Annotated in this window: 19 protein-coding genes and 1 tRNA gene; 10 read left to right on the forward strand and 10 right to left on the reverse strand. The window is 68.4% G+C overall.

The features are described 5' to 3' along the window. Positions 1–175: 175 nt before the first annotated feature. Both V5F48_RS11720 and V5F48_RS11725 read left to right on the forward strand, forming a co-directional pair. Positions 176–400 (forward strand): hypothetical protein, encoded by a 225-nt coding sequence (locus tag V5F48_RS11720; protein ID WP_394258863.1) that lies wholly within the window; start codon positions 176–178, stop codon positions 398–400. 381 nt (positions 401–781) lie between these two features. Then, positions 782–988, forward strand: a complete 207-nt coding sequence (locus V5F48_RS11725) for a cold-shock protein (protein WP_138399870.1) — start codon at positions 782–784, stop codon at positions 986–988. Between the two features lie 125 nt (positions 989–1,113). Here the strand turns inward: V5F48_RS11725 and V5F48_RS11730 are convergent, their stop codons facing one another. Further along, positions 1,114–1,707 carry a L,D-transpeptidase gene (locus V5F48_RS11730; RefSeq protein ID WP_394258864.1) on the reverse strand — a complete coding sequence of 198 codons (594 nt, stop codon included), beginning with the start codon at positions 1,705–1,707 and terminating at the stop codon, positions 1,114–1,116. A 174-nt stretch (positions 1,708–1,881) separates the two neighbouring features. After that, positions 1,882–2,727, reverse strand: coding sequence for an alpha/beta fold hydrolase (locus V5F48_RS11735; protein ID WP_394258865.1), 846 nt, complete (start codon positions 2,725–2,727; stop codon positions 1,882–1,884). Positions 2,728–2,856: 129 nt separating this feature from the next. Between V5F48_RS11735 and V5F48_RS11740 the strand changes: the two genes are divergently transcribed. The 3 genes from V5F48_RS11740 (at position 2,857) to V5F48_RS11750 (ending at position 5,205) form a co-directional block, all read left to right on the forward strand. Then, positions 2,857–4,155 (forward strand): hypothetical protein, encoded by a 1,299-nt coding sequence (locus tag V5F48_RS11740; RefSeq protein ID WP_394258866.1) that lies wholly within the window; start codon positions 2,857–2,859, stop codon positions 4,153–4,155. A 220-nt stretch (positions 4,156–4,375) separates the two neighbouring features. After that, positions 4,376–4,630: a KGG domain-containing protein gene (locus V5F48_RS11745; protein WP_394258867.1), complete on the forward strand. Its 255-nt coding sequence runs from the start codon at positions 4,376–4,378 to the stop codon at positions 4,628–4,630. Between the two features lie 71 nt (positions 4,631–4,701). Beyond that, positions 4,702–5,205 (forward strand): YciE/YciF ferroxidase family protein, encoded by a 504-nt coding sequence (locus V5F48_RS11750; protein WP_394107778.1) that lies wholly within the window; start codon positions 4,702–4,704, stop codon positions 5,203–5,205. A gap of 207 nt (positions 5,206–5,412) precedes the next feature. Here the strand turns inward: V5F48_RS11750 and V5F48_RS11755 are convergent. Together V5F48_RS11755 and gph are read right to left on the reverse strand one after the other, a co-directional pair. Continuing rightward, a tRNA-Val gene (locus tag V5F48_RS11755) sits at positions 5,413–5,487 on the reverse strand. 79 nt (positions 5,488–5,566) lie between these two features. Then, on the reverse strand, positions 5,567–6,265 hold the full coding sequence (gene gph / locus V5F48_RS11760; protein ID WP_394258868.1) for a phosphoglycolate phosphatase: 699 nt from the start codon (positions 6,263–6,265) through the stop codon (positions 5,567–5,569). A 192-nt stretch (positions 6,266–6,457) separates the two neighbouring features. Between gph and V5F48_RS11765 the strand changes: the two genes are divergently transcribed. The 3 genes from V5F48_RS11765 to V5F48_RS11775 all read left to right on the forward strand — a co-directional run bounded on the left by V5F48_RS11765 (position 6,458) and on the right by V5F48_RS11775 (position 8,376). Continuing rightward, positions 6,458–6,928: a hypothetical protein gene (locus V5F48_RS11765; protein WP_394107776.1), complete on the forward strand. Its 471-nt coding sequence runs from the start codon at positions 6,458–6,460 to the stop codon at positions 6,926–6,928. Between the two features lie 174 nt (positions 6,929–7,102). Then, complete coding sequence (rpiA, locus tag V5F48_RS11770) at positions 7,103–7,807, forward strand: ribose-5-phosphate isomerase RpiA (RefSeq protein WP_394258946.1); 705 nt, start codon at positions 7,103–7,105, stop codon at positions 7,805–7,807. Between the two features lie 23 nt (positions 7,808–7,830). Beyond that, the gene (locus V5F48_RS11775) at positions 7,831–8,376 is read left to right on the forward strand and encodes a DUF2059 domain-containing protein (protein ID WP_394258869.1); all 546 of its coding nucleotides are present in this window, start codon (positions 7,831–7,833) and stop codon (positions 8,374–8,376) included. A gap of 100 nt (positions 8,377–8,476) precedes the next feature. Here the strand turns inward: V5F48_RS11775 and V5F48_RS11780 are convergent, their stop codons facing one another. Then, a complete protein-coding gene (locus V5F48_RS11780) occupies positions 8,477–10,666 on the reverse strand; it encodes a glycosyltransferase family 2 protein (protein ID WP_394258870.1) in 2,190 nt (729 codons plus the stop codon). 163 nt (positions 10,667–10,829) lie between these two features. Between V5F48_RS11780 and gor the strand changes: the two genes are divergently transcribed. Continuing rightward, a complete protein-coding gene (gene gor, locus V5F48_RS11785; protein ID WP_394258871.1) occupies positions 10,830–12,197 on the forward strand; it encodes a glutathione-disulfide reductase in 1,368 nt (455 codons plus the stop codon). A gap of 232 nt (positions 12,198–12,429) precedes the next feature. Here gor and V5F48_RS11790 read toward each other — a convergent pair whose 3' ends face one another. After that, positions 12,430–13,326, reverse strand: coding sequence for an SHOCT domain-containing protein (locus V5F48_RS11790; RefSeq protein ID WP_394258872.1), 897 nt, complete (start codon positions 13,324–13,326; stop codon positions 12,430–12,432). A gap of 173 nt (positions 13,327–13,499) precedes the next feature. Continuing rightward, positions 13,500–14,771, reverse strand: coding sequence for a multidrug effflux MFS transporter (locus V5F48_RS11795; protein ID WP_394258873.1), 1,272 nt, complete (start codon positions 14,769–14,771; stop codon positions 13,500–13,502). Between the two features lie 332 nt (positions 14,772–15,103). Between V5F48_RS11795 and V5F48_RS11800 the strand changes: the two genes are divergently transcribed. Further along, positions 15,104–16,498: a class II 3-deoxy-7-phosphoheptulonate synthase gene (locus tag V5F48_RS11800; RefSeq protein WP_394258947.1), complete on the forward strand. Its 1,395-nt coding sequence runs from the start codon at positions 15,104–15,106 to the stop codon at positions 16,496–16,498. Positions 16,499–16,688: 190 nt separating this feature from the next. On the opposite strand, the gene V5F48_RS11805 is transcribed toward V5F48_RS11800, so the two are convergent. The 3 genes from V5F48_RS11805 to V5F48_RS11815 all read right to left on the reverse strand — a co-directional run bounded on the left by V5F48_RS11805 (position 16,689) and on the right by V5F48_RS11815 (position 18,917). Beyond that, positions 16,689–17,189: a GNAT family N-acetyltransferase gene (locus V5F48_RS11805; RefSeq protein WP_394258874.1), complete on the reverse strand. Its 501-nt coding sequence runs from the start codon at positions 17,187–17,189 to the stop codon at positions 16,689–16,691. A 222-nt stretch (positions 17,190–17,411) separates the two neighbouring features. After that, positions 17,412–18,614, reverse strand: a complete 1,203-nt coding sequence (locus V5F48_RS11810) for an FAD-dependent monooxygenase (protein ID WP_394258875.1) — start codon at positions 18,612–18,614, stop codon at positions 17,412–17,414. Between the two features lie 45 nt (positions 18,615–18,659). Beyond that, positions 18,660–18,917 carry a zinc-finger domain-containing protein gene (locus V5F48_RS11815; RefSeq protein ID WP_394107765.1) on the reverse strand — a complete coding sequence of 86 codons (258 nt, stop codon included), beginning with the start codon at positions 18,915–18,917 and terminating at the stop codon, positions 18,660–18,662. Positions 18,918–19,063: the final 146 nt, after the last annotated feature.

The raw sequence follows: 19,063 nt of genomic DNA on the forward strand, positions 1-19,063 counted from the left end.
TCCGCCTTTTCGCGCCTTGCCTCTTTCGCCGCCGCCGCTCCCGAACGCCCCGTCGTGCTCCACATGAAGCGCGATTTCGTCGATGCGAACCCGGCAACCACCCGGAAGCTGGTGAATGCCTTCCACCGGACCTTGATGTGGCTGAAGACGCCGCAGCCCAAGGACGTGGCGGCCGGTGGTGCCGGAAGAATATTTGCTAGGGGATCGCGCGCTTTATCTCTCAGGTGTCAATAAATCCATGCCCATCTATTCTCGCTCCGGTGTCATTCCCGTCCAGCGTATGAAAAGCGCGCTTGCCATGCGGGTGAAATTTGATCCTGAGCTGAAGGCCGCGACCATCGGTCTGGCGAAGACCTTCGACGATCGTTTCGTCGCGAGGGCGGCGGCGGGCGGAAAATAGGTGGAGGCGGTTCACATTATTTTCCGAACCTCCCTTGAAAAGGCCGTTATTGGCCCCTATCTTCCGCTCAACCCAAACCGCCGGACGCGGCGCGCTCCAAAGCGCGAACGCATTCGGGAGACGGACGGATGTACTCCGATCCCGCCGCGGCATAGGGTGTTCGTTCCTCCGCTTTCCATGATCATGGATGTGCGGAGGGGCGAGCTGAGCGGACAGTTCGTCATCGGCCTGCTTCATCGTTTCCTTCGGGCCGCGACACAAAAGCCTTCCAATTCGAACTCGTCTAGAACTACGCCCCGCTGCGCCGCGACGTTGGTCGTGCGCGGGGGTGACTGGCGCATCGCACAGCTGAAGAGCGGCATGCGCGCACAGGAGGCCACCATGGCCACAGGTACCGTTAAGTTTTTCAATTCCCAGAAGGGTTTCGGCTTCATCCAGCAGGATGAGGGCGGCCCCGACGTCTTCGTGCACATCTCGGACGTGGAGCGCTCCGGCCTCTACAGCCTGAACGATGGCCAGAAGGTGTCCTTCGATATCGTCGCGGACAACCGCGGTAAGAGCAAGGCGTCGAACCTCGCCGCTCTCTGAGCTGAAGCTCTGATAGAAACCCCGGTCACCGCAAGGTGGCCGGGGTTTTTTGCGTTTGGAACTCGATGATCAAAGATGGGCGCGAACGGATCGCCGCGCAACCCGATCAGCGCAGCAGGTCCACCTCAGCGCAGCACGTACACCGTGGTGCCCACGCGGACGCGGTTGTAGAGGTCCACCACATCGTCGTTGGTCATGCGGAAGCAGCCGGAGGAGACGGCCTGGCCGATGGTCTCCGGCTCGTTGGAGCCGTGGATGCGGTAGAGGCTGGAGCCGAGATACATGGCCCGCGCGCCCAGCGGATTTTCGATGCCCCCCGGCATGTGCCGCGGCAGATCGGGACGGCGCCTCAGCATCTGCGCCGGCGGCGTCCAGGACGGCCATTCCTTCTTGGCGCTGACGGTCTTCACGCCGGACCACTGGAAGCCCTCGCGGCCCACCCCGACGCCGTAGCGCAGGGCCTCGCCACGGGAGGTGACGTAATAAAGCCGCCGCTCCGACGTGCGGATGACGATGGTGCCCGGCGCGTATCGCGGGTCGATGGACACCACCTGCCGGCCGATGGGCGAGGAGGTGCCCACGTAGCCGGCATTGGTGTTGGCGCCGCTGAACAGCTTGTTGAAGTTGAAGATGTCGTAGCGGTCGTCGGCTCGCGCCGGCCCCGCCGCCACGAGCGCGGCCGCAACGGCGGCCAGGGCGAGGGATCTGAAGTGCGTCATGGGTCTTACGTCTCAACTGAGGAACGAAGGGGACACACGCGGAGCGGGTTGCGCTCTGACAATCCATTTTGTCGCCGCAAAACGGACATGACTGCAACCGCTTTGTGGCAAGGCTGTTCCAGCCGCACGGGAGTGTGATGCGGATTCTAAGCAGGCGCGGCCCTGCGGCAACGCTCAAGCCTTGCCGGCTACCTCCCGGACGAAGGCGGCCAGCGCCGCATTGAAGCGCTCGGGGGCCTCAAGGAACGGCGCATGGCCGACACCCTCGTGGAGATCAAGCCGGGCGTCGGGCACGATCTGGCTGATATGCTCCGCCATGGCCGGGGCCACCACCTCGTCGAGGGCGCCCTGGACCACCAGGACCGGCACGTCGAGGGTGCGGATCAGGGCGTCATAATCCGCTACCCGGTCGAACAGGGCGGCCCGAATGTGGTGCGGCACCAGCATGTTCACGCCGAACAGCTGCTCGAACAGGGGCTGCGGGATCGGGTTGGCGAAGCAGCGGCGCAGGAAGGCGCGGGTCGCGGTGATGTTCTCCGCCACGTCCGGGCTGCACATGAGCCGCATGAGGCGGTTGCAGCTCCCATAGAAGCGTCGCTCGTTGGCCGTCACCGCATCCACGAACACGATCCCGGAGATGCCCTTCGTGCCGAAGGTGGCGACATAGTCGCCGATGATGCGCCCGGCATAGGACCAGCCCACCAGCACCGGCCGCTCCAGGGCGAAGGCGCGGATCACCGCATCCACCTCGCCGGCCCACAGCTCGGCGGACTTGTAGCAGGCGGGGTCTGCGGGCTTGTCCGAGCCGCCATGGCCGCGGAAATCATAAGTGACCATGCGGCAGTCGACGAGCTGCGGGCTTGCGGTCTGCCGCGCCCAGCACAGGCTGGACTGGGAAAAGCCGTGGATGAAGACGATGCCCGCCCCTGTCCCCGCCCCGAAGGCTTCGGCGGCGATGCCGATGCCGTCGGGAGTGATGATGCGGGCGGTGCGGCGGGCAGGGGGCTCGGGAGCGTTCATGCCCCTCGCATAGCATTCCGGGGCGCCCGCTTTAAGCGCAAGCGCAGCCGGTGGGCCGCCTTGGGCGCGCCTCTTGCCGGGTGCTATAGAGCGGACCCAACGCGGCAGTGCCAGCAGAGGCGGCAAACCATGCGCGACCTTCTCGTGTCCCGAGCCGGGCGTCTCGCCCTCGTCGCAGCCCTCGGGCTGCTTGCGCCCGCCATCGCGCCCGCCACCGCGCGAGCCGCCGATCGCTACATGGCAACGGGGTTGCCCTTCTTCGATCCCTACCATGTGGCCATCGCCAGCATGGATGTGGCCGGCGGCAAGGTGACGGGAACCCTCGCAGCGCCCGTGGGCGATTCGCGCCCGGCGCTGCCGCTGTCCGGCACGCTGGCCAACGGGGTGCTCACCCTCACCGTGGGGCAGGGGACGGAGGCCTACCGGTTCGTCTTCAGCGAGAACGAGCGCGGCCTGCACCGCATCTTCGAGGAGACGACGAGCATCCCCGGCATTGATTCCGTCACCCTCTTCCGCCCGCCGGCGGGCTTCTCCGAGCCGGCGCTGGCGCTCCAGCACGATCCGGAGGACTGGTGCGGGCGCGTCTATGGTGGCCTGTCCGTCCAGTTCCGCGCCAAGGATCTGGCCGCAACCGCAGAAGCACCGGCCGCCATGGCGGACCTAGACCTGGTGGTGGTGCCGCAGCAGGGCGGCCCGGCCCGGCAGAAGTTGAAGGATGCCTGGAGCCGCCTGCGCCTCGCCGCGCGGGGAGGCGATGACGTGTCCGTGGACATCGCCGTGCCGGTGGGCAGCGAGGCGAAACAGGCCGAAGAGCTGCGCCGCGTGCCGCAGGTCGCTTCCGTGCTGCTTCCGGCGCTGTGCGGCGAGATGGCGCTCGCCACCATCCCGCGCGCCCGGGTGGGGGACGCGGACAAGGTGTCCGAGGCGAAGCTGAAATCCTATGCGGAAGCCATGCTGGCGCGCCTTTTGTCCGGCGCGGCGCCTGAGGCCTCGGCGGCCGGGCCGCGCAAGTTCAGGATCGCCGGTGCCGTGGTGCCTGGCGTGTCCGGCCCCGCCTTCAAGGCGACGGTGACCGGAGAGGCCGAGGCGACGCGTCTCGGCAAGGGCAGCTTCGACCAGTTCACCCTGACCCTCGAGCCGGTGGTGACCCCCGACGACGCGGCCGACACCCTCTCGCTTATCCCCACCGTGACCGACCTGAAGAGCGCCAAGAAGGCGGGCCCGCAGCCGCCCGCCGATGCCGCCTTCCGCCCGGCGGACGATTCCAGCCAGGTCGCCGGCATCACCCAGCGCATCGTCTCCTTCATCGCCGCGGCCGAGGGCACGCGCTGCGCCTTCCTCACCCAGACTGCCTTCGACGAGCCCGACGGCGCCATCTCCTGCACCAACATCGCACTCGACGATGTGAGCCACCCTGACGACAATTGAGGATGGTTCCGGTGCTGCCGCGTCAATCATAGTCGCAGGCTGTAGTTTCTCGCCTTTTTGACCGAATAAAAGCGCGGCCGTCACCGTATTCGACCCAGAATACGGTGACGGCCGCGCTTTGAGTTTGAGTATAGCGTGGCTGTACGCTCTGAAAAATTGAAGGAACCATCCTCTCTCCCCTCCGTTGCATGACCGGGGCTGAACAAGAGGATGCATTCCCATGACCAATCGTCAGCAGGGTGGTTCCAACACTCCCGAGACGGATCAGGCCAAGGAGGCGGCCCGCAAGGCTGCGGAAAACCGCCAGCAGCACCAGCAGGATCATGGCCGCGGCCAGCAGGGCGGCGGTTTCGAGAAGGACCGCGATCGCGCCTCCGAAGCCGGCCGCATGGGTGGCCAGGCGGAGGAGAAGCGCGCCTCCACCCAGGACCGCGATCGGGAGAACGAGGCCGGCCGCAAGGGCGGCGCGCGCTGACGCCAACCGCGATTTCAGCCGGCGCGCTCCGGCTGGAATCTACGGCCTTTCAACGACATCAGGAGACAGACATGGGCTTCTTTTCGAAGGACATCCATTCTCTCGACGATCTGTTCGTGCACACCCTGCGCGACATCTATTATGCGGAAAAGCGCATCCTGAAGGCGCTGCCCACCATGGTCGAGACGGCATCGAGCGCGACGCTGCGCCAGGCCTTCCAATCCCACATCGGCGAGACCGAGGGCCATGTGAAGCGCCTGGAGGAGGTCTTCCGCATGCACGGCGTCGAGGCCAAGACGGTGAAATGCCCGGCCATCGACGGTATCATCGCGGAGGCCGAGGAGGTCGCATCCGAGGTGGCCGATCCCGAGGTGCTGGACGCTGCCCTTGCCGCCGCGGCGCAGGCGGTGGAGCATTATGAGATCACCCGCTACGGCACGCTGATCGCCTGGGCCAAGCGCCTCGGTCGCAACGACTGCGCCACGGTGCTCCAGCGCACCCTCGACGAGGAGAAGGCGGCCGACGCCAAGCTCACCAGCCTCGCCGAAGCCCAGATCAACATGCGCGCGGCCTGACAAGGCCACCGCCGGCGCCTTCCGTTCCCCGCGGCAGGCGCCGCAGTTCTCCCTCCCGCGGGGAGAAACGCCATTTGCCCCCGTCGCACCCGCGGCGGGGGCTTTTCGCGTTGAAGGGGCAGCAAGAGGCGCGCTGGCGCGATACGCGCAAGGCCAAGTATTTGGCCAAAAATCTGGCCAAGTATCTGGAATGGTGCGGAGAAGGAATGGTGGGCGATGCAGGGATTGAACCTGCGACCCCTCCCGTGTGAAGGGAGTGCTCTCCCGCTGAGCTAATCGCCCGCGCCAATTGCGAGGAGCGCCGTTTAGGCCGGCGCGCCCCTTCCTGTCAAGTGCCGGTGGTGTCGGCCTGTGGATGACCTCACGCCGCCGGGCGCGCCAGAAGGGCATCCACGGCCCGTTCCAGCTCGTCGAAATGGTGGATCAGCGCATCCGCGCCCAGCTCGGCGGGCGGGGTTTCCGTATAGCCGAAGGAGACGGCGACCACCGGAACGCCGGTGGCGCGGGCGGTGAGCACGTCGGTGATGCTGTCGCCCACCATGATCGAGCGCGCCGCCGAGCCGCCGGCCGCGGCAATGGTGGAGATGAGCGGCAGCGGGTCCGGCTTGGAGCGCGGATAGGTGTCGGCACCGGTGATCACGCTAAAGCGCCCGGTGAGGTCCAGCGCGTCCAGAAGCAGCCGGGCGAGGTGCTCCAGCTTGTTGGTGCATACGGCCAGGCTCACGCCCTTCGCCGACAGGCGATCGAGCGCCTCGATGAGGCCGGGGAAGGGGCGCGAGCCCACCGCGATGTTGTCGGCATAATGGGCGATGAAGCGCTGCGTCATCGCTTCCACCTCGCCGTCGGGCAGGGCGAGACCCTCGCTTTTCAGGGCGCGGACGATGAGCAGGCGCGCGCCGCCGCCGATCATGTTGCGGGCCTCGGCGCGGTTCACTGGCGGGATCTTGTGCGGGGCGAGGACGAGGTCGAGCGCATCCAGCAGATCGGGCGCGGTATCGACCAGGGTCCCGTCGAGGTCGAAGGCGACCACGGGGCGGGTGGAAACGGGCGGGGCAGTCATGTTCGGGCCTCTTCCTCGGGGACAGACAGGGATGGGGGGCGCCGACCCCACCCTCTGCCTTAAATCCTGCCGCTTTTTCGCGCGAGCGTCCGTGCCGTTCGCAGGGCTGCGGCTGCATGGCGCAGCCTTGGAACAGGACATGCCGGGATCGGACTTGAACTTGGCAGGTCCATAACACGCAAGGAGTCTTGAATGCAGCGGATTGCTCTCGCCGTGGCAGGATCGCGGAACCACCAGCGGACTCTGAAGCCCGCGGTGCGCGCCATGCTGGCGGCGCTGGCCGTCGCGGGCCTTGGCAGCGGCGGTGCCATGGCCCAGGCGGCCCAGCCGGCTCAAGGGGCCTACGAGTTCGCCGCCCCGCCCTCGGCCCAGGCGAACCGCATCTATGGGCTCAACCGCCAGACCGGCGAGATGAACGTGTGCCAGTTCGAGCGGCCCGCAGGCAGCGCCGTGGGCATCACCCATTGCTTCGCGCAAGGGGAGGGGGCAGGCCCCCAGAAGGCCGGCAGCTACGCTTTGGCCCCCACCCACTACGAGGGTGAGACCGGCATCTTCCGGGTCAATCGCGACACCGGGGAGATGAGCATCTGCTACGTGCGTGAAACGGTACGGCCCCAGGGCGGCACCGATTCGAGCCTGGTCTGCACGCCCGCCGCGCGGTGAGGGTTGCATGGAGGCGTTAGGCTCGCCGAGGCGTCGCGCCGCTTGTCGGCGGGCCGGATCGGAGCTAGAGCCGGAACGCGGCGGGGCGACCCGGCCCGCATCAACGAAACGCCAATGCCCCCCGTCGCGCCGGTTCGCTGCGCGCGAGGGGGCACCGGAACGGAAACTCCCATGGTGCACGCCGAAGACCCGAAGCGCCGCGCGGCCGCTCACGCCCTGACCTACGTGACCGACGGCATGCGCCTCGGCCTCGGTACCGGCTCCACCGCCCGCCATTTCGTGGAGCTGCTGGCGGAGAAGGTCCATGCCGGCCTCAACATCCTCGGCGTGCCCACCTCCGAGCAGACACTGTCGCAGGCGGTCTCCCTCGGCGTGCCGATCGCGACCCTTGACGAGGCCGGGCCGCTTGACCTGTGCATCGACGGGGCGGATGAGGTCGGCCCCGGCCTCGCCCTGATCAAGGGCGGCGGCGGCGCGCTGCTGCGGGAGAAGATCGTCGCCAGCGCCGCGCGCGAGATGGTGGTGATCGCCGATTCCAGCAAGAAGGTGGCGATGCTCGGCCGCTTCCCGCTGCCCATCGAGGTGGTGGATTTCGGCGTCGCCTCCATCGAGCGGCATGTGGCCGAGGCGGTGCGCAGGGCCGGCTGCGAAGGGCCGGTGAAGCTGCGCCGCGACGGCGACGGCCATCCTTTTGTCACCGATCAGGGGCACCTGATCCTCGACGCCCATCTCGGCCGCATCCCGGACCCGGCTGCGCTCGCCCGCGCGGTGGAGGAGGTCGCCGGTGTGGTCGAGCACGGGCTGTTCCTTGGCCTTGCCAGCCGGGTCGTGCTCGCCGGCGCGGATGGTATCACCGTGCTGGAGCCCGGCAGCTTCTGATTCCTCTTCCCGGAGAGAGACCCATGTTCATGTCCCATCGCGGCCGCTTCGGCGTGCGGCTCCTTCTCGCCGCCGCCCTTGCCGTGCCGGCCCTTCCGGTTTCCTTTGCCCTGGCCCAGCAGGCGCAGCCAGCCCAGCCGGCGGCGAAGGTGAGCGCGCCGCATCTCCAGCTTGCCCGCGATCTCGTGGCGGTGAACGGCGAGGCCCGCGCCTTTGAAGGGATCATTCCCAACATCGTCGACGGGGCGGCGCTTTCCTTCCTCCAGACCAATCCCGACCTCGCCAAGCAGTTGCGCGAAGTCGCGATCATCGTGCGGCCGGAGTTCGAGGCGCGGCAGGTGGAGATCATCGATATCCTCGCCAGTTCCTACGCCCGCCACTTCACCGAGGCGGAGCTGAAGGAGGCCATCACCTTCTATCGCTCGGCCACCGGCGCGAAGCTGGTGCAGGACCGTCCCGTCATCGTCCAGGAGGCGGTGCAGGGCATCCAGGCATGGGGCGCGCAAGTGAATGCCCAGGCGGTGGAGCGGGTGCGCGCGGAAATGCGCAAGCGCGGCGTTGACCTGTAGGTCTTGCCCTTGTGTCCGTCCTTCGGGGCGGGCCGGCTCTCGGTCAAAGAAAAAAGGCCCCCGGCCCAGTGCCGGGGGCCTTTTCGTTTGGTGTCCCGCCTCAGATCGCGTCGGTGCGGGCGTCGCGCGAGCCCTGCGGCGCGTCGGCGGGGGCGGCGAACAGGTTCTTGCGGTCGAGGTTGGGGTTGGAGTGGGGGTCCACCAGCGTCCGCGCATGCCACAGGGCGTCGAAGCGCTCGTGCTGGGCCTTCAGCCGCTCCCGGTGGAGCTTGTTGCGGGCTTTCCCCCGCGACGCGGATTCGTGGTGGATGAGCAGGGCGAACGGCGTGGTCACCACCTCGTATCCGGCGCGGCGGGCGCGCAGGCACAGGTCGATGTCGTTGCAATCCTCCTGGAACCGCTCCGCGTCCAGCGGGCCGATGGCCTCCCACACGTCCCTGCGGATGAGCTGGCACGCGCCGGTGACCGCGGACACGTCCTGCCGCACCAGCAGCCGGCCCTCGGGGCCGGGCGTGTCCGGCAGGGCATGGGCGAACCAGTGGGAGGCATAGCCGAACAGGCCGACCATGACGCCCGCATGCTGGATGGTGCGGTCGGGATAGAGCAGCTTCGCCCCCACGATGCCCACGCCGGGCCGCAGCGCAAGCGCCACCATTTCGTCGAGCCAGCCCGCCTCGATTACCTCGATGTCGTTGTTGAGAAACAAGATCAGCTCGCCGGTTGAGACCGCGACGCCATTGTTGCAGATGCGCGGATAATTGAAGTCCCCGTCGTCCCGCACGATGGTCGTGTCGGGCCATGTGGCCTTCATCTCCGCGAACAGGGCGAAGGTCTCCGGCTCCACCGAGCCGTTGTCCACGATGATGATCTCGAAATTGCGGTAGGCGGTCTGCCCGATCAGCGAATCAAGGGCCATGGCCAGAAGGCCGGCGCGGTCGCGGGTGGGGATGACGATGGACACCTTGGGCGGCACCGCCGGCAGGGGGAAATCGGGCCGCAGGAAGTGGGTCCCGGCCTCCGGCACCACGCTCACCGGCACGTTGAGCACGCCTTCGAGCGCCTGCGCCGCCAGCCGGGCGGTTTCGGGCTCGGGGAAGCCGGGCGCCTGCTCCGGGCCTGAAAAGGCGATGCGCGGCAGGTGCCGCACGGCGCCGGCGCCGACCTGCGCCACCGTGCGCACGATGAGGTGATAGACGGCGGCCGCGCCGAAGCGGGGATCGATCCCCAGCGTTTGGCTCAACCCCGCCCGCATCACCGTGAGCGCGCCCATATAGGGCGAGGCTTCCAGCAGGTGGCGATTGAAGGCCGGCTTGAACACGCCCGCCAGCGGCGTGCCTGCCGCATCGCAGCGCTCCTCGTCGGTATAGAGCAGCTGGCAATCGGGATAAGCGGCGAAGGTCGCGCGGATGAGGGCCACGGCATCCCGCGTGGGCCGCCCTTCCAGGTCCAGCAGGCAGATGAGGTCGTCGTCCGGCGCCGCACTGGCGGCAAGGGCGGCCTTGAGGAGGCTGGCGTCGTCTGCCGCCTGCGCGGGCACGATTTGCGCGGTATCGCCCACCGCCTGCGCCAACGCCGCGCCTTCGCGGGCAAGGCGATCCGCGCTTGCGGCAATGATCCAGCTGAAGGCCCGGTCGCTCTGGGCCCTCAGGGCCTCGGCGCAGGCGGCGATCTGGGCGCGCGAGCGCCCGTCTCCCGCCGCGGACAGGAAGACGAGGGCCGGCGCTGCCCCCGGCGCTGGAACCGCGGTGAAGTCGCCCACATAGGCGTTGCGGAAGCGCTGGTACTGCGCCCGCTTCAGCGACAGGCGCGCCTGCGCCGTCTGGCTGAGGGCGATGAGGCTCAGGCCGAGATGGCGTGCCGCCCCTTCCGCCTGCCGCCAGCGGTGCCGCAGGCCCCTGACGCCGCCTTCGGGCGCGACGATCGATCCATTCCGGAAGGCATGGAGCTTCAACAGCAGCCGCCCGGCGGGAAACTGCCCGCGCACGGGGTAATAGCCCAGCCCCACCGCGCCGGACGAAACGCCATTCCCCGTGACGACGATCCGCGCCGTGCCGGCGGGGATTTCGGCCGCCATCGGCTCGCCCGCCTGCGCCTCGAAGGTGGCGAGGGGCGTGCCGCGCCCATCCTCCATGCGGACCACCAGCGGACCGCTGGCTCCGGACGCGACGAGCACCACCACCGCGCCCCCGACACCCGGCAGGCGCAGGATGAACGGTGGAAGGAAGGCCGCCACGCCCGGCTCGGACTTGATGGCACGCAGGGGCCGCGGCGGGATCACGTCGTTCAGCATGAGATGTGGTCCCGCCCCTTTGCGGCATTTTCCGGCTCAGGCCGCCGGGCGATCCGTCCGGCCTTCGCCCCGGCGCATGGGGCACGACCGTGGCTTTCCCTTGACGGATGGGAGCGCCGGCCGTTTTGTGGCGGCCATTGCGCGGCGCGAAGGACGGATTGGAATGTCACGGCGAGAAGTCGACCTGTTTGTCATCGGCGCGGGCTCGGGCGGAGTGCGCGCGGCGCGCATCGCCGCCCAGCACGGCGCCCGGGTGATGATGGCGGAGGAATACCGCGTCGGCGGCACCTGTGTCATCCGCGGCTGCGTGCCCAAGAAGCTGTTCGTTTATGCCGGCCGTTTTGCCCATGATATCGAGGACATGGCCGGCTTCGGCTGGCGGGTGAATGAGCCGGAGTTCGACTGGCTCACCCTGGTCGCCAACAAGGACAAGGAGATCGCCCGCCTGGAAGCCATCTACCGCCGCAATGCGGAAAATGCCGGGGTGGAGGTGGTGGCCTCCCGCGCGGTGGTGGCGGGGCCGAACACCGTGCGCATCCTGTCCACCGGCGAGGAGATCCACGCCCGCTACATCCTTCTCGCCACCGGTGCCCGTCCGGCGCTCGGCCCGGCCATTCCGGGCTGCGAGCTGGCCATCACCTCCAACGAGGCGTTCAACCTCACCCACTTCCCCGACCGCATCCTGGTGCAGGGCGCCGGCTATATCGCGGTGGAATTCGCCGGCCTGTTCCGCGCGCTCGGCGCCGACGTGACCCTGGTCTATCGTGCCGACAAGGTGCTGCGCGGCTTCGACGGGGAGATCCGCGACCATCTGGAAGCCGAGATGACCCGCGCCGGCATCCACCTTGTCCCCGGCCGCACGCTCACGTCCATCGAGGTGATCCATGGCGGCAAGCGGGTCACGCTTTCGGACGGCTCGGTGGTCGAGGTGGACGACGTGATGCTGGCCCTCGGCCGCATCCCCAACACGGCCCAGCTCGGCCTCGACGGGGTGGGCGTGAAGCGCGACGAGGTGGGCGCCGTGGTGGTGGACGAGAAGGGGGCGACCAATGTGCCGTCCATCTATGCGGTGGGGGACGTGACCAACCGCATCAACCTCACCCCCGTCGCCATCCGCGAGGGCCATGCCTTCGCCGACACGGTGTTCGGCAACAAGCCGTGGACGGTGGACCACTCCTTGGTGGCCACCGCGGTCTTCTCCGAACCGGAGATCGGCACCGTGGGCCTCTCGGAAGAGGCGGCCCGTGCCCTCGGCCGGCCCATCGATATCTACAGCACGTCGTTCCGCCCGCTGAAGGCGACGCTCTCGGGCCGCGAGACGCGCACCTTCATGAAGCTGGTGGTGGACAAGGAGAGTGACGTGGTGCTCGGCTGCCACATCATGGGCGACGCCGCCTCCGAGATGATCCAGCTGGCCGGCGTGGCGCTGGGGCTGAAGGCGAAGAAGGCGGATTTCGACCGCACCATCGCCGTGCACCCCACCTCCGCCGAGGAACTGGTGACGCTGCGCACGCCCACGCGCAGCGTCTGAGCGGCGGTCGTCCGGCGCGCTCAGAGCCAGATAAAATTCGCCCAGATTGGCGCTTGCAGCCGCCGCAGTGCTTTACCATCGTCATGGCCGGGCTTGTCCCGGCCATCCACGCGGGGAGGCTGGGAAGAGCTTTCGCAAGCTGTCACAAGCGGTTCGGCGTGGATGCCCGGGACAAGCCCGGGCATGACTACGGTGATTGTGGTGGTGCCCTTATGAACTTCCAAATGGGCGCTCAGAGCCGGCTGAGCAGCTCGGCTTTCTTGGTGCTGAACTCCTGGTCGCTGAGGATGCCCTTGGCATGCAGATCGGCCAGCTTCTCGATGGCGGAGATCACCTCGTTCTGGCCCAGCGGCGGCAGGGCATTGCCGAAGCTCTGGGGCTGCGGCGCATAGGTCTGCTGCTGCGGGGGCGGCGGCGGGGGATCGTAGACCGGCGGCGGCGGAGCATAGGCCGGGGCCTGGGGCGCGCCGCTCACGATGGGCAGGTTGGAGACGAACACCGTGCCATACTGGCTGGTGAAGGTGAGGGAACCCGAGCCGCCCTGCTGCTGGGAGAAGCCGCCGATCTGGTGGTCGAGGCTGTCATAGACCGTCACCTGGCCGTTGAGGTCGATGGCGAGGCGGTGCGATCCCGGGAAATAGGCGTAGCGCACCGAGTTCTGCGCGCCGGTGCTGGCCGGCTGGCCAAGATCGGCCGGCCACCAGTTGAAGTTGCCCGAGGCGTCCGGCACGAACAGGCTGGATTGATTGCCACCGGTCCCCATTCCTCCGCCCATTCCGCCGCCGCTCGACTGCCACTGCCCGCTGCCGAAATTCCCGCCGCCCTGGTTCTGGGACTGGAAGCTGCCGCTCTGGGTGAGGCCGGGCTGGTTGGCGACGAGGTTCGACAACTCGCTGCACAGGCCGTCCACGCGGCCCTTCAGGTAATTGTTGAACATGTCCGAGACCATGGTCATCCCGCCGCGCATCCACTGGCCGGATCCGCCGAACTCGGGATGGCTGAACTGGGCCATCGAGCCGTTGCCGGCGATGACCGAGAACAGCATGGATGTGACGGCATCCGGGCTGAAGCCGGTGCGCTGGGAGATGGCGTTGATGGCCGCCTGGCCTTCGGGCGAGAGTTGAGGCATGAGGCTCCTGTTGTCGTTCGAACTGCGGGCGCAAGATCGCGCAAGCGTGTAGGCGCAAGCGTTTCTTCTACCACGGCTTGCGGACAGTTCTCCGACAGAATCGGCGACGCGGGGGCAGGGCAGCCATGCCGCCATGACGTAGCGGGATGCCCGAGCGTCGCGAACGGCGCTCGCTACGGGGTGTGCCCGAACAGCCGGCCCTTCTCGGCCCACAGCACGAACCCGAGCGCGATGGCGCCCAGCACCAGATAGCCGAGGCTCAGCGGCAGCACCGTGCCGTCGAAGGCGCGGCCCACGACATAGCCGAGCATGGACGCCATGAGGGTGGTGAACCCGCCGATGAAGGAGGACGCGGTTCCGGCCACCGCGCCCAGGGGTTCCATGGCCATGGAGTTGAAGTTCGGCACCGTGAGCGCGAACAGGAATTGTCCCGCCCCGACGAGGCCACAGAACAACAGCAGCGGCGGCTTCCCGCCAAAGGCGAGGCTGGCGGCCACCATCATGGCGCCCACGGCGATGAAGCCGCAGATGCCGCCGTGGGACAGCCGCCGCATGCCGATCCGCCGCACCAGCGATGCGTTGGTGAAGGAGGCCACCGCCATGATGCCCGCCACCGCGGCGAACGCCACCGGAAACAGGTTGCCCAGCTTGTAGACATCGGTCTGGAACACCTGGGATGCGGAGCCCACATAGGCCATCAGCGATCCCATCATCAGGCCGATGGCCACCGCATAGCCCGTCGACCGGCGGGTGGTGAGGGTGAGCGTCACCGCCTTGCCGATGGCGCGGAACGAGAAGGGAATGCGGTATTCCGGATGCAGCGTCTCCGGCATGCGCAGGCCGAACCAGATCAGCAGCAGCAAGGCCAGCGCGAGCATGGCGATGAAGATGAGGTGCCAGGAGCCGAAGGCCAGGATGAGGCTGCCCAGCGCCGGCGCCAGGATGGGCACGGTGAGGAACACCATCATGGCCAGCGACATGATGCGCGCCATCTCGCGCCCCTCGAACCGGTCGCGCACGATGGTGATGGCGAGCACCCGCCCCGACGCCGCACCCACGCCCTGGATGACGCGGGCCGCGACCAGCACCGTGAAGTCTTGGGTGAACAGGGCCAGCAGCGTGCCCGCCGCATAGATGGCAAGGCCCGCGAACAGGATCGGCCGGCGCCCCACCACGTCGGAGATGGGGCCGTAGAGGAATTGCGCGGCGCCGATGCCGAGCAGATAGGCATAGACCATCACCTGCACGTCGTTGGCGTTGGCGAGGGCGAAATCCTCCCGGATGGCGCCGAAGGCGGGCAGCAGGTTGTCGATGGAGAAGGCCGTCATGCCGATGAGCAGGGCGATGAGGGCGACGAACTCCACGAAGGCTGGACGCAGGGGTGCCGGCGCCTTCGCCGGGACGGACGCGTTGCGGGGCGCGGCGGCGCGCTCGGGATGGGACATGAAACGCTCTGGCGTTGGGCGTGTCCCGCAACAGACACGGCTGTGAGGTGCGGTGCGCGGGGAAGGGCGACCGGCAAGGGAGAACACAAGGGGGGACACATAGGCGATGGCGCGGCGCAGGAGAAGAGGTGCCGTCCGCCGACACCAAACCGTGTTTGCGCCGCGTCCTTTCGGCGCGGCGCGGCTTCGTGTATAAGCCCGCCTTCCGATCCGGCGAACACAAGAGGAACGCAGGGGTTGGACCCGGCGCCGGACGAGCCGGCCCGGATTTTGAGAACATGGAGAGTGAAATGGTGACCCGCCCGCAATCCGCACCTGTCCCTGGCGCCGAGATGTCTCGCCGCGCCGAAGGCTGGCGTCCGGATAGCTGGCGATTTTATCCCGGCGTGCAGATGCCCAATTATCCGGACAAGGCAGAACTCGCCGAGGTGGAAGCCAAGCTTGCCTCCTACCCGCCCCTCGTCTTCGCCGGCGAGGCGCGCCGCCTGAAGGCGGAAATCGCCAAGGTCGCCCGCGGCGAGGCCTTCCTGCTGCAGGGCGGCGACTGCGCCGAGAGCTTCGACGAGCACTCGGCCGACAATATCCGCGATTTCTTCCGCGTCTTCCTGCAGATGGCGGTGGTGCTCTCGTTCGCCGGCGGCACGCCGGTGGTGAAGGTGGGCCGCATCGCCGGCCAGTTCGCCAAGCCGAGGTCCTCGGATACCGAGACCGAGAATGGCGTGACGCTGCCCAGCTACCGCGGCGACATCGTCAACGACATCGCCTTCACCCCCGAGGCGCGCATTCCGGACCCGCGCCGGCAGATCGAGGCGTACCGCCAGTCGGCGGCCACCCTCAACCTGCTGCGCGCCTTCGCCAACGGCGGCTATGCCAACCTTGAGAACGCCCACCAGTGGATGCTGGGCTTCGTGAAGGACAGCCCCCAGTCCTCGCGCTACCAGGAACTCGCGGACCGCATCACCGAGGCGCTCGACTTCATGCGCGCCTGCGGGATCAATCCGCAGAGCCACCCGGAAATGCGGACCACGGATTTCTTCACCAGCCACGAGGCGCTGCTGCTCGGCTACGAGCAGGCGCTGACCCGGGTGGATTCCACCTCCGGCGACTGGTACGCCACCTCCGGCCACCTGCTGTGGATCGGCGACCGCACCCGCCAGCCGGACCATGCGCATGTGGAGTATTTCCGTGGCATCCGCAATCCGATCGGCATCAAGTGCGGCCCCTCCATCACCGGGGACGGCCTCATCCGCCTGCTGGACATGCTGCAGCCTGACAATGAGGCGGGCCGCATCACCCTCATCTGCCGCTTCGGCGCCGACAAGGTGGGTGACTACCTACCGGGCCTGATCCGCGCGGTGGAGAAGGAGGGGCGCGTGGTGGCGTGGTCGTGCGATCCCATGCACGGCAACACCATCAAGGCGGCGTCGGGCTACAAGACCCGGCCGTTCGAGCGCATCCAGTCGGAGATCCGCTCGTTCTTCGACATCCATGCGGCCGAGGGCACCTTTGCCGGCGGCGTGCATCTGGAGATGACCGGCAAGAACGTCACCGAGTGCACCGGCGGTGCCCGCGCCATCTCGGACGAGGACTTGCGCGATCGCTACCACACCTATTGCGATCCGCGCCTCAACGCCGAGCAGGCCATCGAGACCGCCTTCCTGGTGGCCGAGCTGCTGAAGCGCGAGCGCCTCGCCCGCGGCCGCCCGGAGGTGGTGGCAGCGGAGTGATGTGGATCGTGTGACGCGGATCGCGTGATGTGGATCCTGTGATCCATGGAAGCGGCGGGCTCAGGCTCGCCGCTTTCGTTTTCGGGGGATGCGGCGGCGGGCGCGCTCTGGACGCAAATGCTCCCAGAAGCTTGCAACACTTCGGTCCGAAAATCGCCTTTTCTGTTGATCTCTATGGTTTTACACGACTTTAAGCGGATGCGCCCACCAGGCCGTGCACGTCCGCAAATGCCCCCTCCGCCAGCTCCGCCACCAGCAGGCGGGCGGCGTCCACCGGGCCGGGGAGGGTCACCCGGCCGACGGGCACGCGGCTGAAGCCGAAGCGGGCGTAATAGGGCTCGTCGCCCACCAGCACCACCAGGCCATGGCCGGCCTCCTGCGCCGCCTTCAGCGCTACTTCCATCAGCCGGGCGCCGATGCCCACCGACTGGAACGGCGGCTCCACCGTGAGCGGGCCGAGCAGCAAGGCGGGCGTGGCGCCAATGCGCACGCGCGTCAGCCGCACCGAGCCCACCAGCATGTTGCCCACCCGCGCGGTGAAGGAGAGCGCGCGCTCGTGCGGCGCCTGTTCCCGGATGCGGAAGGCGGTGCGGGCGAAGCGCCCGGGGCCGAAGGTGCGGTCGTGCAGCTTGTCGATGTCGTAGTCGTCGGCCGCCGTCTCGACGGCGATGGACAGGGGAAGCTCGGTCATGGAAAGGCTCGTTTCGCGGGCAGGACAAAAGGCCCGCGAGAGAGCCGGAGGGATTACCAACCGGATCGTCAGGCGGGCAGCAAGGCACGGGCGGTCGTGCGCGCCGTGTCCTGTCGTCGTCGCTGAAGGTGGTTCACCATCACGTCCTGCACGAGAACATCTTCCCCGGGAGAGAGGCGGGCCGATACCACGGCCGTCGGGTAAGGTCCAGAGGGCGGGCCGTCAGGCGCCGTAGATCCAGCCGTAGCGGTGGAGCAGGGCCGGGCCCTGGCGGCGCAGCACCAGGTCGCGGGCGATCCGCGGCGGGCCGGAGAGGTGGTAGATGATGCCGTTGCGCCGCGCCTCGCTTTGGATGCGGGCGGTGCGGGTGCGCCGCTCGCCCTCGTAGGTGCGCAGGGCGGTGGCGGCATCGTTCTCGCGGGTCAGCGCGCCGGCAAGGCTCACCGCGTCCTCGATGGCCTGCGCCGCGCCCTGGGCGAGGAAGGGCAGCATGGCGTGGGCGGCATCGCCCAGCAGCGTCACCCGGCCCGAACTCCAGCGGGGCAGGGGATCGATATCGTAGAGCCCCCAGCACAGGAAATGGGGGGCGCTTTCCAAAAGCTTGCGCACCTCGCCGGTCCAGGAGGCGAAGGCGGCGTGCACGGTGGCGCTGTCGCCCGGCGCGTTCCAGCGGGCCACCGGCTCGGTCTGCTTGACGATGGCGACGAGATTGAGCACCTCGCCGCCCTTCACCGGATAGACCACGAGATGGGCGTCGCGCCCCAGATAGAGCCGCACCTCGGGCGGGTGGCCGTCCGGCACCGGCACGGTGGCGCGGAACGCCAGCCGGCGGGCGAACACGGGCGGTGCCGACAGGCCGAGATGGGCGCGCACGGATGAGCGCACCCCATCGGCGCCCACAAGGATGTCCGCGCCATGGGCGATGAGGTTTTCGCCCTGCTTCACCACCGCCCGGACGCTGCCGAAGGCCGGCTCCACGGCGGTGAGGTCGCAGCCCAGGGCGATGGCGCAGCCGGCCTCCTGCGCCGCCTCGGCCAGCAGGTTCTGCAGGTCGGCGCGATGGACCACGAGGAAAGGCGCGCCGTAGCGGCTGGCGGCGGGGCCGTATTCGGCGCGGGTGAGGGGCGCGCCGCTGCGCCCGTCGCGCACCTCAAGGGCGCGCGGGGCGACCGCCACCTGCTCAAGCCGGTTGAGCAGGCCGAAATCCCGCAGGATACGCGTGGCGTTGGGGGTGAGCTGGAGGCCGGCGCCGACCTCTTTCAGCTTTCGCGCCTGCTCCACCACCTGCACCGCGAGGCCGGCGCGGGCCATCGCGATGGCGGCGGCCAGCCCGCCGATCCCTGCGCCCACTACGACGGCACTGCGCGCCGCGCGGACGGGCTTTGGCCGAAACGGAATGGGCTTGAAGGGAATGGGCTCGGCCATGGCGGCATCCGGCTCCGCGCGGGGAGCCGGCGGATCAGCTTTCGGTCAGGCGGCGGTGGCCGCCGGGGTATCGTGCCACTCGCACTCTTCCGGCTTCGCCGCGCCGGCGGCAAGCGCCGGGTTGTAGCGATAGAGAGTGGAGCAATAGGGGCAGACCGCCTCGGTGTCGCCGCCGAGGTCGATGAAGATGTGCGGGTGGTCGAACGGCGGCTGGGCGCCGACGCACATGAACTCCTTGCTGCCCACCTCGATCAGGGTGACGCCGAGGTCGTTGCAGAAGTGGGGAATGCCGGTGTCCGCCATGGTTCCGCCCGTGTGCGTTCAAAAAAGCGCCGCGACCTTAGCCTCTGATGCGCGCCGGTGAAAGGCCCCGGTCCGCGGCAGATCGGCCGCAGATCGGCCAACACCGCGTTTCCGGAAACGGGCGCCGCCTCGACGAACGGTTTTGT

Origin of the sequence: Xanthobacter autotrophicus ATCC 700552, assembly GCF_043194565.1 — a bacterium.
Taxonomy (GTDB): Bacteria; Pseudomonadota; Alphaproteobacteria; order Rhizobiales; family Xanthobacteraceae; genus Xanthobacter; species Xanthobacter autotrophicus_F.